Here is a 14,422-nt window from a genome sequence, read left to right as displayed (position 1 = left end):
ACTATGCCCGAGCGCGCGAGGGGCGCGCGGGGGTGCGGGTCCGGCAGGGACTGGGCCCGCCGAGGGGAGAAACAAGTGAACGTGGGGCCCATATCGGGGGCGGCGCCGGCCGGTGCGCGGGGGCGCGGCGGAAGGAAGCTGGCGGCGCTGGCACTCGGCGTGATGCTGGCGGTGACCGCCTGCGGCGGCGGAGGGTCGGAGTCGGGTACCGGCTCGGGCGACGGCAAGGGCAAGGACTCCACCGCCGCGCAGAGCAAGCAGTCCGAGGCCGTGGTCGGCATCGCGCCCGAGGACGGCGCGAAGTCCGTCGAGACCAGCGGCGCGCTGAAGGTGAACGCGAGCAAGGGCGAACTGACCGAGGTCGTCGTCAAGAACCCGGACGGCGACAGGATCGACGGGGAGATATCCGGGGACGGCGCCACCTGGACGCCGTCCACCCACCTGGCCGCCGCCACCAAGTACACGGTGCACGCGGTCGCCAAGGACTCCGAGGGCCGCACCGCGGCCGAGGACTCCAGCTTCACCACGCTGACACCGAAGAACACCTTCGTCGGCACCTTCACTCCCGAGGACGGCTCCAAGGTCGGTGTGGGCATGCCGTTCTCGCTCCGCTTCACCCGGGGCATCACCCACCCCGAGGACGTCGAGAAGGCCATCCGCATCACCACCGAGCCGGCCGTCGAGGTCGAGGGCCACTGGTTCGGCAACGACCGCCTCGACTTCCGCCCGGAGAAGTACTGGAAGGCCGGCACCAAGGTCACCGTCGACCTCAACCTCGACGGGGTCGAGGGCCGCGACGGCGTCTACGGCGAGCAGTCCAAGAAGGTCTCCTTCACCATCGGCCGCGAGCAGGTCTCCGTCGTCGACGCCAAGAAGCTCACGATGAAGGTCATGCGGGACGGCAAACTCCTCAAGACCATCCCGGTCACCACCGGCGCGCCCGGCTACGAGACCTGGAACGGCAAGATGGTCATCAGCGAGAAGCTGACGGTCACCCGGATGAACGGCGAGACGGTCGGCTACGGCGGCGAGTACGACATCAAGGACGTCCCGCACGCCATGCGTCTGTCCACCTCCGGCACCTTCCTGCACGGCAACTACTGGGGCGGCGACGCCTTCGGCAACCGCAACGCCAGCCACGGCTGCGTCGGTCTGCGCGACGTGCGCGGCGGCTGGGACAAGGAGGCGCCGGCGGCCTGGTTCTTCAACCGGTCGATGATCGGTGACGTCGTGGTCGTCAAGAACTCCAACGACGCCACCATCGCCCCGGACAACGGCCTCAACGGCTGGAACATGTCCTGGGAGAAGTGGAAGGCCTAGCCTCCGCGCGCGATGCGTCCGGCCCCGGTGCGAGGTACCGCACCGGGGCCGCTGTCGTTCACGCGCGTGCCGGGCCCAGAACGCGGGGCCGCGCAGGGACGCCCGCCCCGGTGCTCAACCGGTTTCCCGCCGGAGTGCCGCGGGCTGCCGTGCGGGTGGTGAGTGACCCACGAGGAGCTGGGAGCATGGTCGGTCGTCCGAGCGCGCGTTGACGTCGTGGGCCCTCGTCGGCACGTCACCGCGACCGGGCATCCGGACGCGGCCGGCAGGTGATGCCGGCGGACGGCACCCGGCCGACGGCCGCTGCCGGGTGCGGGCTCCTCGGCCGGAGCCCGTGTCGAACGCGTAGCCGGAGTGGTGCGGACTCCGGCAAGGGGGTCACGCCGGGCGCACCCGCGACGTACCGGCGGTACCCCCGCGTGTGAACGACCGCTAACCTGCGGGGCATGACCGTACATCTCGAAGTCGCCGAAGGCGTCGGCACGCTGCGGCTGGACCGGCCGCCCATGAACGCGCTGGACGTCGCCACGCAGGACCGGTTGAAGGAGCTCGCCGAGGAGGCCACGCGGCGCGAGGACGTGCGCGCCGTGGTGATCCACGGCGGGGAGAAGGTGTTCGCGGCGGGCGCGGACATCAAGGAGATGCAGGCCATGGACCATGCGGCGATGGTCCTGCGCTCCAAGGCCCTCCAGGACTCCTTCACGGCCGTGGCCCGCATCCCCAAGCCGGTCGTGGCCGCCGTCACCGGGTACGCGCTCGGCGGCGGGTGCGAGCTGGCGCTCTGCGCCGACTACCGCATCGCCGGGGAGAACGCCAAGCTGGGCCAGCCCGAGATCCTGCTCGGCCTGATCCCGGGCGCGGGCGGCACCCAGCGGCTGTCCCGGCTGATCGGCCCCTCCAAGGCCAAGGACCTCATCTTCACGGGCCGCCAGGTGCGGGCCGACGAGGCGCTGGCGCTCGGCCTGGTGGACCGGGTGGTGCCCGCGGAGGAGGTCTACGCGCAGGCGCACGCGTGGGCCGCGAAGCTGGCCCAGGGTCCGGCGATCGCGCTGCGCGCGGCGAAGGAGTCGGTCGACACCGGCCTTGAGACGGACATCGACACCGGCCTCGCCGTCGAACGGAACTGGTTCGCTGGCCTGTTCGCCACCGAGGACCGGGAGCGGGGGATGCGCAGCTTCGTGGAGGAGGGTCCGGGCAAGGCGAAGTTCCGGTGAGAAGCCGTCCGTGGGCTTGCAATTGACGTGATGTCTGATGGGGGTCCCTCGATGGAGCGGTTTATGGGAGCCTTGGTGCACCCTTAAGCCGTTCGTGTCGAGGGAGCCCTTCGATTGCCTGAGAGCGAGTCGTTTCCCCAGGTCGGGCGGGCTTTCGGGGGTTCTGGAGCGCCATCGGCACATGCCGCCGACCTCTTGCCGGGCAGGGGCGTACGGGGGGCGCATTCCCCCGGAACGGCCCCCGGGGTCCCCTCGGGCGGCCATGATGGGGGCATGGCGGGGCTGGAGGGCATGGAGCAGCCGCGGGGAGACGGACGTGCGACCGCGTCGCGCTGGTCGCCGACGGTCGAGGACGAACGCGCCCTGAAGGCAGTTGAGTTGTACGGCAACCCGGCGGAGGCGGAAGTTCCGCTGCCGTCCCGCCCCGAGTCCGCCGCCACCGCCCGCCGGCTCGTCCAGGTGGTCGTCCTGCGGGAGTGGGGCCTCGCCGCCAGGACCGCCGAGGACGCCGTCCTGCTCGTCTCCGAACTGGTCGGCAACGCCGTACGGCACACCGGCGCCCGCGTCTTCGGCCTCCGCATGCGGCACCGGCGCGGCTGGATCCGGATCGAGGTCCGCGACCCGTCCCGCGGACTGCCCTGTCTCATGCCGGTCCAGGCCATGGACATCAGCGGCCGGGGCCTCTTCCTCGTCGACAGGCTCGCCGACCGCTGGGGCGTGGACCTGCTGCCCCGCGGCAAGACCACCTGGTTCGAGATCCGCGTGACGGACCGCTGAAGGCTCCCGCGGTGTGTCGGCCACCCGCGCTCATCGAGTCTCCACCCGCGGGAAGGCCCACCGGTGGGTGGTCGCCGCACTGAAGTCTCAGGCGGCCCGATAATCTGACCCGCGTCAGCAAGACGGCAAAGTACGAGATGAGGGGCGGACCGGTGGCGGACATCGAGGAAGCGCGCAAACAGTTCGAGCGGATCGATACGGACGGGGACGGGTTCATCACCGCTGCCGAGTTCAAGACCGCCCTGGCCCAGGGCGGGGACTGGAACGTCACCGAGGCGGTCGCCGAGGCCGTGATCAGGTCCCAGGACCTGAACGGCGACAGGCTCCTGTCCTTCGACGAGTTCTGGGCGCACCTGAACAAGTAGGGGTGGCCCGCGAGTGGGTGCCGGGGGTCAGGCGTCCTGGGCCCACTCCTTCAGCGCCGACCCGCTGGAGAAGTCCGCGACGTTCTTGTCCAGTGGGTCGTCGGTGTACTGGTGGAAGCGCCACTTCGCCTGGATGCGGGGCTTTCCGGCGGTGACGTAGTCGGCGATCCAGAGGCCGTCGCCGTCGTAGGAGGTCGTGTCGACGGTCAGCCAGAAATTCCGATTGCAGTACAGGATCACCCTGTGGTGCGGCCGCAGCTCCTTCACCTTCTTGATGAAGCGGTCCTTCTCCGCGTTGCTCGCGTGCGTGCCCTCGCCGGTCGTCTCCCAGTCGACCGCGAGAATGTCGCCCCGCTTCTCCGGGGTTTTGCTCACGAAGTACTCCGCCTGGGCCGTGAGGTTGCCCGGCCAGAGGAAGTGGTAGAAACCGACGACCAGACCGGCGTCGCGGGCCCTCTCCGTCTGGGCCGAGAGCTTGGGGTTGGTGTACGAACGGCCCTCCGTCGCCTTGATGAAGACGAAGGACAGGCCGTCGGTGTCGTACGAGGAGGGCTGGTACGCACTCACGTCGATGCCGCGCAGCATGGGGCTCCCTGAGGCGCTGGTGGGGGGAGGGGAGTCGAATGTTTTCTTCCCTCACCCTGGCACGGGCGACCCGTTCGGGATGTGGAAAGTTCGGTCTCAGCAGTCACTGACGTCTCTGGTGTCACTCCAATGTCGCTTCTTCGTCATGTTCTGATCACTTCGCACAGATGAACTGGCCGGAGAATTGGCGCGAGCTGACGACCGATGAGAGCGCGGAGAGACGACATGGCCGAACCGGCTGAGGTGGTGGCGTTAACCGCGCCGATCGACACGCTCCTCGCCGCCGCGGTCGCCCGGCGCTTCTACCTGGAGCAGCGGTCGAAGGTGGAGATCGCCAAGGAGTTCGGCATCAGCCGGTTCAAGGTGGCGCGCCTCCTCGACGCGGCCGTGGCCCACGACATCGTGCGGATCGACATCACCGTCCCGGCCGAGATCGACGTCCCGCTCGGACGGGCGCTGACCGAGCGGTTCGGGCTCCGGCACGGCATCGTTGTCAACCTGGGCCGCGGTGAGGGCGGTACGGCGGCGCCGGCGGACCAGCGTCAGAGCGGCCGCTGGCTCGGCACGGCGGCGGCCCGGCTGATCTCGGAGATCGCCGAGGAAGGTGACGTCCTCGGGCTGGACGGCAGCCACGCGGTGGACGCGCTGAGCGAGGCGGTCACCCGGCTGCCGCTGTGCGACGTGGTCCAGCTGACCGGGGTGCACGGGCGGGACCTCGCCCATGACGCCGCGATCACCGCGGTCCGCCGTACGGCCGCGGCGGGCGGGGGCAGGGCGTTCCCGCTCCACACCCCGTTCCTCCTGCCCGACGCGGCGACGGCCGCCGTCCTGCGCAGCCAGCCCGCCACCGCCGAGACGCTGGACCGGTTCGGCCTGGTCACCAAGGCCGTCGTCGGCATCGCGGCGTGGGACGCCCCGCACTCCACGGTGTACGGCGCCCTGTCCGAGCGGGAGCGGGAGAGGCTCCGGGAGGCGGGAGCGTGCGCCGAGGTGGCCGGCCATGTCCTGGACGCCGCGGGCCGGGTGATCCCCACCGAGCTGAGCGCCCGCACGATCGCCGTCGGCGCCGCCGAACTCCGCGGTGTCGCGGAGCTGATCGGTGTCACGGCCGGTGGACGCGGCGCCGGGGCGGTCCGCGCCGTACTGAGGTCCGGACTGCTCACCGGAGTCGTCACGGACGCCACGACCGCGCGCCGCCTCCTCTGGCACGACGACCCGGACGACCCGGCACGGACCGCACCGTCGTCCCGATCCACCGAATGAGGACCGTGATGAGCCAGCAGGACGAGGCGCTTCCGCAGGACGAGGCGCTTCCGCCCGTTCCGGACGACATCCGTGAGGCGGGCCGCCTCGCCCCGGACCACTGGCTGGGGGTGGTCGACCCGATGTGGTCCGGGGAGGGGAAGCCCCCGGAGTGGGCGATGACCGGCCGGTGGCGGTCCGGCCTCGACGGCGAGATCGTCGAGTGGGAGGACAACCCCGAGTACCGGCCGTCCCCGCGTGCGCTCGACTGGCCCGAGCCGGCGGACGAGGTGGACCGCGCCGTCCAGCTCGCGTCGACCGGATACGGGCCCGGTGAGGCGGTGCCGGCCGCGCTGGTGGGGCGCGAGGTGGCCGTGCTGACGGCGCCGGACGGCGGCCCGCTGAGTGCGGTGGCGCCGGACGGGACGCCGGTCGTGCCGGTGTTCACCTCGTCGGTGTTCCTGCACACCTCGGGGCGTTTCGCGTTCGAGCTCGTCGGCGCGGACGACCTCGTGACGCGTGTCCCCGAGGGACACGTGCTGTATCTGAACCCCTCGGCCGCGGTGAGCATGCTGCTGGACCCCGGCGCCGTGCGCGAAGCGGTCCGGGACGGTGCGCGGGAGCGGCCCCCCGCCGCCGTGCCCGTGGGCCGTACCGCGCGGGTGCTGACCGAGGCCGTTCGCCCGGTGCGGGGGACGGACGCGTGAGCCGCTGGTCGTCCGTGATGCCGGGCCGGGGCCGCAGGTCCGGCTCCGGTACGGGCCGCCGCGGCACGGCGAGCCCGGCCGCCGGCGCGAACGACGGTGCGAACGGCACCGGAAACCGGGGCGTCGGCGGTCCGCCGGTCGAGGACGTCGACGGCGTGCTGCTGGTGCGTTCGGTCGAGGACGACTCGTTCCCGCTGGACGTCGTGGCCGAGGTGGCGGGCGCCGTCGGGAGGGAGGAGGACGTCGTCACGGTGATCGTGGGCTCCGCCGCCGGGGGTGGGGCGCCCGACGCCGACCACTGGGCACGGCTGGGCGCGCTCCTCGACTCCCTCCGCGCGCGGGGCACCGGCCGGGTCCGGCTCGTGATGTCCGGCGCCGGTGACGACCGGCCGGACCGGCCCAGCGTCGCCCGCAGGATCGCGGACGCCTGGGAACTGGAAGTGACGGCTCCGGACGGGGCCGTCCTGATCACGCCCGGCGGCGCGCTCTTCGTCCACGGCGACTCCCGCCCCGGCTGCTCCTGGTGGCGGTTCGCGCCCGGTGCGGAGCCCCGGAGGGCGGGCCGGCGCGCACCGGCGCCCGCCTGGGAGGAGGCGCTGGACGGGGTGCCCGCGCGCACGGCCGGCGGCTGTGTCGTGGACCGCATCCCGGCGGGCGTGGTGATCCGCCCGGCCGAGGCGCCCGGACCGGCCCCCGACGACCTGTGCTTCTCCGTGCCCGTCGACTTCGAGCGCCTGACGGTGCTGGTCGGCGCTCCGCAGGCGGAGGACGTCGCCGCCGACGAGGTCGCCGCCGTCCTCGCGGGGCTGCCGGAGGCGGAGCGCGCCCGCACCCGGCTCGCGCCCGGCGGCCGGCGCGACCTGCTGAGGACCGGGCAGTCGGTCGCCGATCTGCTGGGCACCGAGGTGGAGGTGCTCACCGGCCTGCCGCTGCTCGACGACCACGCACCGCCCGGAACACCTCCCCGGCCCACGCTGGTCGGGCTGGACGGCAGGCCGAGCTGGCGGCCGTTCGTGTCGTCCGTGGTCTGCGGGCCGGTCGACTCCGAGGGACGGGCTCCCGTACCCAGGCCGACGGAGCTCCACCCGCCCGACTGGATCCTCGGCGGCAGCGAGCGGGGGACGGTACGGCTGACGGACCGCTGGCAGGCGACGGTGACCCGGGCCGGTCTCGCCCTGTGGGCACCGGACGGCCCCCGTCCCGGACCGCTCGGACCGGCCGTCGACCCGGAGGTGTGCGCCATCGAACTGGGCATGCCGGGACAGCCGTTGGACGACACCCTGCTGCCCGCGCTGTCCCGCCTCGTGCGTGGCCTCGGAACCGACGTCCGGTCACGCGCCACCCTGCTGGTCCGCGGCAGACTCCTGGCGGGCGACGGCGCCCTGCGCCGCCTGGCCGCCGAACACGGCATACCGAACATCCGCTACGTCACCACCGCCCGGTCGCCGTGGTCCGGTACGGCGACCGGGCGGCCGGTCACGGCTGCGGAGCCCGGCCGGGCCGCGCCGCCCGGTGGCGTGGGCCATCGGCCCGGTACGGCCGCCGCCCTGCCCGGCGCCGGCGTCGGCGGAACTGCCGCCGAACCCGGCGCGTCGGGCCGGGGGGCCGGTACGGCCGTTGGTGGTCCGCCGGTCATGGCGCCCGGTCGTGTTGTGCCGTCCGGTGGGGTGGCCCATGGGCCCGGCACGACGTCTGCCCCGCCGGCTGCCGGGTCCGGCGGTGGGATGGTGCGTCGGCCTGGTGGGGCCGCTGGTGGCCCGCCGGTCGTCGGGCCCGGCCGGGCTTCGTCGTCCGGTGGCGTGGGCCATCGGCCCGGTACGGCCGCCGCTCTCCCGGCCACCGAATCCGGCGGTGGGGCTGCCGCCGATCCGCCGGTGGCCGGACCCGGCCGGGCTTCGTCGTCCGGTGTGCCGGGCCGGGGGGCCGGTACGGCCGCTGGTGGCCCGAGGGCTGCCGGACCCGGCCGGGCTTCGTCGTCCGGCGGGGTGGCCCATGGGTCCGGTACGACCGCGGCCCTGCCGGCTGCCGAGTCCGACGGTGGGACGGCACGCCGTGACGGTACGGCCGCCACCGACCCGGAGACCGCCGAGCCCGGTGTACCGGCACCCGCGCCCGCCGCCGAGGCGAGCGGTGCCGCCGGCGGTCCTTCGGTCGCCGGGTCCGTCCCGGCGCCGGACTCCCCTCCGGCCGGCGGGGCCGCCGGAGCGGATGCGGATGCCGCCGGTCCCGCCGGAGCGGATGCGGATGCCGCCGGTCCCGGGGGAGCGGAGGGGGTGCCGCCGGGGTCTTTGCCGGAGGTCGCCGAACCCGGGGAAGCGGAGCCCGGGGCGTCCGTGCCCGCCGAGTCCTCGGAACCCCGTCCGGAGGGACGGCCCACCGGACGGCCCGCCACTGCCGGACTGCCCGAGACCGGGGCCGAGGCCGACACGGGGAGCAAGCAGGGGGCTTCCGGGCCCGGGGCGGCGCCGGACGGCGGGGCGGGTCCGGAGGCCGCGGGGCCTCGGTCCGCCTCCTCGGCCGGGGCGCGCCCCGGGGCCGACGGTGTCGTCGGCGGAGCGGGGCGCGCCGCCGGTGAGGGGGGCGGCCCGGGGCCGGACGGTGGCCGGACCGTGCGTACCGAGGCGGGGACGAGAACGAGACCACGGGGTCGGAGCGGTGCGGCGCCCGCCCCGGACCGTGCCGCCCTTCCGTTCGTGCCCGGTCATGTCAGCGGGGCCGCCGAGCGTGCCGCGTTCCGGGACGCCGCGGCCGGTGCCTGGGAGGGACACGCCGCCGCCGTGTCGCGGGTGCTCACCCGGATGCCCGCCCTGCGCGGTCACGAACTGGAGGCGGCGCGGGCCGATCTCATCGCCGCGCACGCCTACCTCACCGCCGAGGAAGGGCCCCTGCACCACCGCGAGTTGATCAGGGACCTGCACACCGGCGAGGGACGTCTGCTGCCGTACGCCGGCTGTCTGGCGTCCGCTCTGCGCCGGCTGCCCTCCTACCGGGGCGTGGCCCTGCGCGGAGGGGACGCCGACGGACCCGAACCGGCGGTCGGCACGCTGCTGCACGATCCCGCCCCGGTCAGCGCCCTGGCCGGGACCTCGGCACTCCCCGCCGGGGCCCCCGTGCGCTACGCGATCTGGTCCGTCACCGGACGCAAGGTACGGCAACTGCTCGACCGGCCGGGCGGCTCCACGGAGACGTACGAGGAGATCGTCTTCGTGCCGGGGACCGGCTTCCGGGTGCTGGGGGTACGGACCGTGCCCGCGGGCCCGTCCGTCGTCCTGCTGCGTGAGCTCCCCGGGAACGCGACCGCCTACATGGACGGGTCGGAGGAACTGAGCGGGCTGGACCTCAAGGCCCTCACGCACCTCGAGGAGGCGCTGGCCAAGGGCTTCCGCGCAGGTGACGACCCGCAGTGGCCGGAGCGCTGTTCCGGGCCTGTGGGCCAGGACGGATAGCGAGCGGGGGCCGCGCCGCACGACCACCCATCACCCCACAGTCCACACAGATCGAGGAGAACGATGGCAAGTCAGAAGAAGCCGCCCGCCTCCGAGGGGCCCGACGGCACGGGCGGTTCGTCCGTCCGCAGGGCCGTCTCCCTCGGGTCGGCGGCGTCCGACCCCGGCCCGATGCTGGCACCGGCCGCACGGCGTACGGCCGCACCGGAGCCGGACGAGGGCGGCGGGGCAGCGGAGGCGGCCCGGCCGGCCCCGGACACCTCCGAGAGCGGGGCCGCCCCCGAGCAGCCCGCCGCCACGGCCGCCACGGCCGAGGAACCGGCCGGGGCGGCCACCGCGTCGGTGGCGTCCGCCGCGGAGGAGCGGCCGGAGGAGCGGCCGGAGGAGCGGTCGGAAGAACGGTCGGAAGCGGAGAGCGGGAGCGCCGCCGACCCGGCCGCGGCCGCCCGGGTCGCCCCGGACGCCGCAGCCGGCGCGGCCGGCGGGATCGGCGGGGTCGGTGGAACCGCCGCGGCCGGTGCCGGTGCGGACGGACCGCCGTCCGGGAACCCGAAGAAGCCCCTGCTCGCCGCCGCCGGCATCGCGGGCGTCGTCCTCCTGGCCGTGCCGCTGCTGATCTGGGCCACGGACGACTCGCGGGAGAAGAAGAAGGAGGACGTGGCGGTGGCCGCCGGGTCCGACACCCTGCTCGAGGAGGAGCCCCTGGAGGTGCCGAAGGGCGACTACGCCCCGGCGGAACCCACACCGGAGCCCTCGACGAAGAAGCCGTCCGCCAAGCCGAAACCCGTCGTCGAGAAGGCGGTTCCGGTGACGAGTCCGGCGGCCCCGGTCAGCGAGTCGCCCAAGGCGACGGAGAAGAAGACGGAGAAGGCGAAGGCCCGGGTCGAGGAGCGTGAGGCTCCCGAGGTCCCGCCGAACACCGCCGCCTACGCCGTCCAGCGGCTGGCCGCCTCGGATCCCGGCCGGCACATCTGCTACCGGGTCCACAGGAAGGGCGCCGGCTGGACGACCCCGAGGTGCGACGGGGCCATGTCGGGCAAGGGGCTGCCGATCACGGCCATCAACATCGCGGTGGTCGGCGTCAAGAGGGTGTCCGCCAACGAGTTCGTCCAGAAGGACGGCTGGACGACCGCGTGGTCGGGTGCGGCCGACGGGACGGACCTGACGCTGGGCAGCGCGGCCTCGAACGCGCCGAACCTCAGCGGCTACGCCATCGGCGTCGACGACGGCAACGTCTGCCACCACCACAAGCTCGGCGGGCACGACTGGGGCGCCTACATGTGCGAGTCGTCCCAGGGCTGGAGGTTCGGCGGGTCGCTGGAGCCGGACCTGTGGCTGGAGTCCGTCAAGTTCAACGTCTGAGGGGCGCGACAGCGCAGCGGACGCCCGCCGGCACCGGCCGGCGGGCGTCCGTCCTCACCGGGCGGGTCGCTGCCCCAGGACCTGCCGGACGGGCAGGTCCTCCGGCAGCAGCGTCGTCAGGTCGGCGAGGCTGGGCGAGCTCAGCCCGCCCAGCCGGCGGGCCTGGCTCGTCATCATCGTCTCCAGCAGCTGCCGGGCGAGCCGCGCGTTGCCGAAGGACCGGTCGCGCGGGATGGCGTCCACATGGGCGCGCAGCGCCTCGACGGTGGCGTCGGCGCACTCGTACCCGGAGGCCGCGGCGTGCCGGGACACGATGGTGACCAGTTCGTCCGTGCTGTAGTCCTCGAACGTCACGAACTTGGAGAACCGGGACGTCAGGCCGGGGTTGGAGGCGAGGAAACGACTCATCTCCTCGGTGTACCCGGCGACGACCACCACGATCTCGTCGCGGTGGTCCTCCATCAGCTTCAGCAGGGTGTCGACGGCCTCGCGGCCGAAGTCGTTGGACGATCCCTCGGGGGTCAGGGTGTAGGCCTCGTCGATGAACAGCACCCCGCCCAGCGCGCTGGTGAAGACGTCCTTGGTGCGCTGGGCGGTGTGGCCGACGTACTGGCCCACCAGGTCCGCCCGCGCCACCTCCACCAGGGAGTCGCGGGGGAGCACCCCCAGCGAGTGCAGGAGCCTGGCGTACAGCCGGGCGACGGTGGTCTTGCCGGTGCCGGGCGGCCCGCTGAAGACGAGGTGGTTGCTGATCCGGGGGGCGGGCAGTCCCGCGGCGATCCGCTGCCGGGCGTTGGTCAGCAGACTCACCAGGTCGGCGACCTCCCGCTTCACGGCCGCGAGCCCGACCATGGCGGTGAGTTCGGCCATCGGGTCGGACGCGTCGTCGGCGTCCTGTGCCGTGCCGCCGCCGACGGCCGCCGCCTCCGCGTCGCCGACGTCCTGCGGCAGCAGCAGCGTCAGGTCGTTCTCCGCCGGGTCGGCCATGGCCGCGAGCCGGAACGCCTGCCGGTCCACCATGTCCTCGAACACGCCGCGGGCCGCCCGGCCGTTGCCGAAGGACGCGTCGCGCGTCATCTGCTCGAAGCGTACGGCCAGGGCCTCCCGGGTCAGCGGCCCGAGCTCGAACTGGTGCCTGAGACACATGCTCTCGGTGATGGTCACCAGCTCCTCCACCGCGTAGTTGCCGAACTCGATGGTGCGGGTGAACCGGGAGGCGAGACCCGGGTTGGCGGTCAGGAACGACTCCATCTGCTCGGAGTAGCCGGCCGCCACCACGACCACGTCGTCGCGGTGGTCCTCCATCAGCTTCAGCAGGGTGTCGACGGCCTCGCGGCCGAAGTCGTTGGACGTCCCCTCGACGGTGAGGGTGTAGGCCTCGTCGATGAACAGCACGCCGCCGAGCGCGCTGTTGAAGGCCTCGGTGGTCTTGATGGCCGTACCGCCGATGACCTGTGCGACGAGATCGGCGCGGGCGACCTCGACCAGGTGCCCGCTCCTGAGCACGCCCAGGTCCGCGAGGATGCTGCCGTAGAGGCGGGCGACGGTGGTCTTGCCGGTGCCGGGCGGCCCGGCGAAGATCAGGTGCCGGCTCATCGACGGGACCGGCATGCCGAGCCGGCGCCGGCGCTCCGCGAGCTGGTTCAGGTTGACCAGCGTGTTCACCTGGTGCTTGACGTTCTCCAGGCCGACGAGCGACTCCAGTTCGGCCAGCGGGCCCTCGGGCTCCGGCTCCTTGCCGGGCCCGCCCGGGGCGCCGTCCTCGCCGGCCGTTTCGGCCGACTCGCCCCAGCTGTCCGGCAGTCCGTTGTCCGCGCTGGTCAGCAGCTCGACCGTGAGCCGCTCGCTCGCACGGCTCTGGCGCAGTCCCGCGCCGCGGTTGTCGCGTACGACGCACCGGGTGACGTCGACCGGTTCGGCGCTGTCGATCCGTACGCCGTCGCCCGTACTCCCGGTGATCTCACAGGCGTTGAGGACGGCCCGGCCGCCGCGCGACACCTGGACGCCGTGGGCCCTCGAGCCGTGCACCCGGACCCGCTCCAGGGTGATCTCCGCGCCGTCCCGCACCCCGACCCCGGCGTCGGCGCTGTCGCCGATCTCGCAGTCCCGCAGGGTGCCCCGGCCGCGTTCGCCGACGAGCAGGCCCGAGCGGGCGGCGGAGCTCAGTACGGTGTCGCTGATCTCGGGGTCGGAGTCGTCGTCGATGTGCAGCGCGCAGCCGCCGGCGGACTCGATCTCGCAGTGCTCGAGCCGGCCGCGGCCGTCGTCGGTGAACTCGATGCCGTGGCCGCCCGCGCCGGTGACCCGGGCGTGGCGCAGCAGGGGGTTGGCGGCGGAGCGCACCGAGATGCCGACGCCCGCCGCGTCCAGGACCTCCAGGCGTTCGAACTCGGCCGTGGAGTCGTCCGCGAGCTGCACCGCCCCGGCGGTGTCGGCGCAGTCGCTCACCACGGTGTCCCGCAGCAGCGGGGCGCTGCCCTCGACGACCCGCACGGCGGCCTCGGTGGAGCCGTGGAACGAGCAGTCCTCCAGGGTTCCGCGCGAGCGGTCCAGGACGAGCAGCCCACTGGTCTTGGTGCGCCGGGTGACGCACCCGCGCAGCATCGGGTCGGCCCCGCCGGAGATGACGATGGCGCTCTGCGCGATCGACTCGAAGGAGGTCTCCTCGATCTCCGGGCGGGACATGCTGGTCACCAGCAGGCCCACCGAGGTGTGGTGCACGGCGCAGCGCAGCACGCGCGTCGAGCTGTGGCCCTCCAGGGCGATGGCCGGCTTGTCGGTGCCGGAGATGTCGCAGCCCTCCACGGTGCCCCGGGCCTCGCCGCTCGCCAGGACGCCGTTGGCCCGCGCGCCCCGGATGCGGCAGTCGCGCACCAGGGGCCCGGCGCTCTCGCCGATGACCACGGCGGAGGTGCCGAAGTTCTCGAACACGCAGTCCTCGACGATGCTCTCGGACTCCGAGGAGTCGACGAGTCCGGCGCCGCCGGGGTTGCCGATCCGGCAGCCGCGGGCGGCCAGCGAGCCCTTGCCGCGCACCAGCAGCGCCGTCCATCCGGCACCGGTCACGGTGCAGTCGTCGAGCGCGGCCTGGCCGGCCGGCACGTCCACGACCGCGGCCTCCTTGTCACGGCCCCGCAGGGTGAGGGCGCTGAGCATCACGGCGTCGGCCATGAGGGTGACGGCGGTGCCGTCCCGCGGGCAGAGCTCGACGGTGCCCGGTTCGCCCTCGCCGACGATCGTCACCCGGTGCCGGATGACGAGGTTCTCGGCGTAGCGGCCGGGACGGACCCGGATCACCGCCCCGGTACGGGCCTGGGCCAGTGCCTCACCGATCGTCTGGAAGCCGTCCGACCGTTCCGGGCCGACCGTGAGTATGTGACGTGCCACGCCTCGAACCTCCTTGT

General features: G+C 73.7%; 10 protein-coding genes. 8 read left to right on the top strand and 2 right to left on the bottom strand.

From position 1 onward, the window contains the following. Positions 1–75: 75 nt before the first annotated feature. From ACFXAE_RS03510 to ACFXAE_RS03495, 4 genes are all read left to right on the top strand, one after another. Positions 76–1,320 carry an Ig-like domain-containing protein gene (locus tag ACFXAE_RS03510; RefSeq protein ID WP_384707328.1) on the top strand — a complete coding sequence of 415 codons (1,245 nt, stop codon included), beginning with the start codon at positions 76–78 and terminating at the stop codon, positions 1,318–1,320. 446 nt (positions 1,321–1,766) lie between these two features. Further along, entirely contained in the window at positions 1,767–2,534 is a 768-nt protein-coding gene (locus ACFXAE_RS03505) for an enoyl-CoA hydratase/isomerase family protein (protein WP_384707325.1), read from the top strand. 273 nt (positions 2,535–2,807) lie between these two features. Beyond that, the gene (locus ACFXAE_RS03500; protein WP_384707322.1) at positions 2,808–3,311 is read left to right on the top strand and encodes an ATP-binding protein; all 504 of its coding nucleotides are present in this window, start codon (positions 2,808–2,810) and stop codon (positions 3,309–3,311) included. Positions 3,312–3,463: 152 nt separating this feature from the next. Next, on the top strand, positions 3,464–3,676 hold the full coding sequence (locus tag ACFXAE_RS03495) for an EF-hand domain-containing protein (protein WP_384707319.1): 213 nt from the start codon (positions 3,464–3,466) through the stop codon (positions 3,674–3,676). 27 nt (positions 3,677–3,703) lie between these two features. On the opposite strand, the gene ACFXAE_RS03490 is transcribed toward ACFXAE_RS03495, so the two are convergent. Then, complete coding sequence (locus ACFXAE_RS03490; RefSeq protein WP_384707316.1) at positions 3,704–4,261, bottom strand: glycoside hydrolase family 25 protein; 558 nt, start codon at positions 4,259–4,261, stop codon at positions 3,704–3,706. A gap of 225 nt (positions 4,262–4,486) precedes the next feature. Here ACFXAE_RS03490 and ACFXAE_RS03485 point away from each other — a divergent pair, with 225 nt between their 5' ends. From ACFXAE_RS03485 to ACFXAE_RS03470, 4 genes are all read left to right on the top strand, one after another. Further along, entirely contained in the window at positions 4,487–5,524 is a 1,038-nt protein-coding gene (locus tag ACFXAE_RS03485; RefSeq protein ID WP_384707313.1) for a sugar-binding transcriptional regulator, read from the top strand. Between the two features lie 8 nt (positions 5,525–5,532). Continuing rightward, positions 5,533–6,210: a type VII secretion system-associated protein gene (locus ACFXAE_RS03480; RefSeq protein WP_384707310.1), complete on the top strand. Its 678-nt coding sequence runs from the start codon at positions 5,533–5,535 to the stop codon at positions 6,208–6,210. Then, positions 6,207–9,656 carry a hypothetical protein gene (locus ACFXAE_RS03475; RefSeq protein ID WP_384707307.1) on the top strand — a complete coding sequence of 1,150 codons (3,450 nt, stop codon included), beginning with the start codon at positions 6,207–6,209 and terminating at the stop codon, positions 9,654–9,656. The genes ACFXAE_RS03480 and ACFXAE_RS03475 overlap by 4 nt, the downstream gene beginning before the upstream one ends. Positions 9,657–9,719: 63 nt before the next feature. Then, positions 9,720–11,018 carry a hypothetical protein gene (locus ACFXAE_RS03470; RefSeq protein ID WP_384707305.1) on the top strand — a complete coding sequence of 433 codons (1,299 nt, stop codon included), beginning with the start codon at positions 9,720–9,722 and terminating at the stop codon, positions 11,016–11,018. A gap of 54 nt (positions 11,019–11,072) precedes the next feature. On the opposite strand, the gene ACFXAE_RS03465 is transcribed toward ACFXAE_RS03470, so the two are convergent. Continuing rightward, positions 11,073–14,405 (bottom strand): right-handed parallel beta-helix repeat-containing protein, encoded by a 3,333-nt coding sequence (locus tag ACFXAE_RS03465; protein WP_384707302.1) that lies wholly within the window; start codon positions 14,403–14,405, stop codon positions 11,073–11,075. Positions 14,406–14,422 lie beyond the last annotated feature (17 nt).

It is taken from the genome of Streptomyces sp. NPDC059454 (genome assembly GCF_042749965.1).
Classification (GTDB): domain Bacteria; phylum Actinomycetota; class Actinomycetes; order Streptomycetales; family Streptomycetaceae; genus Streptomyces.
This window is presented reverse-complemented; position numbering and strand designations above follow the sequence as displayed.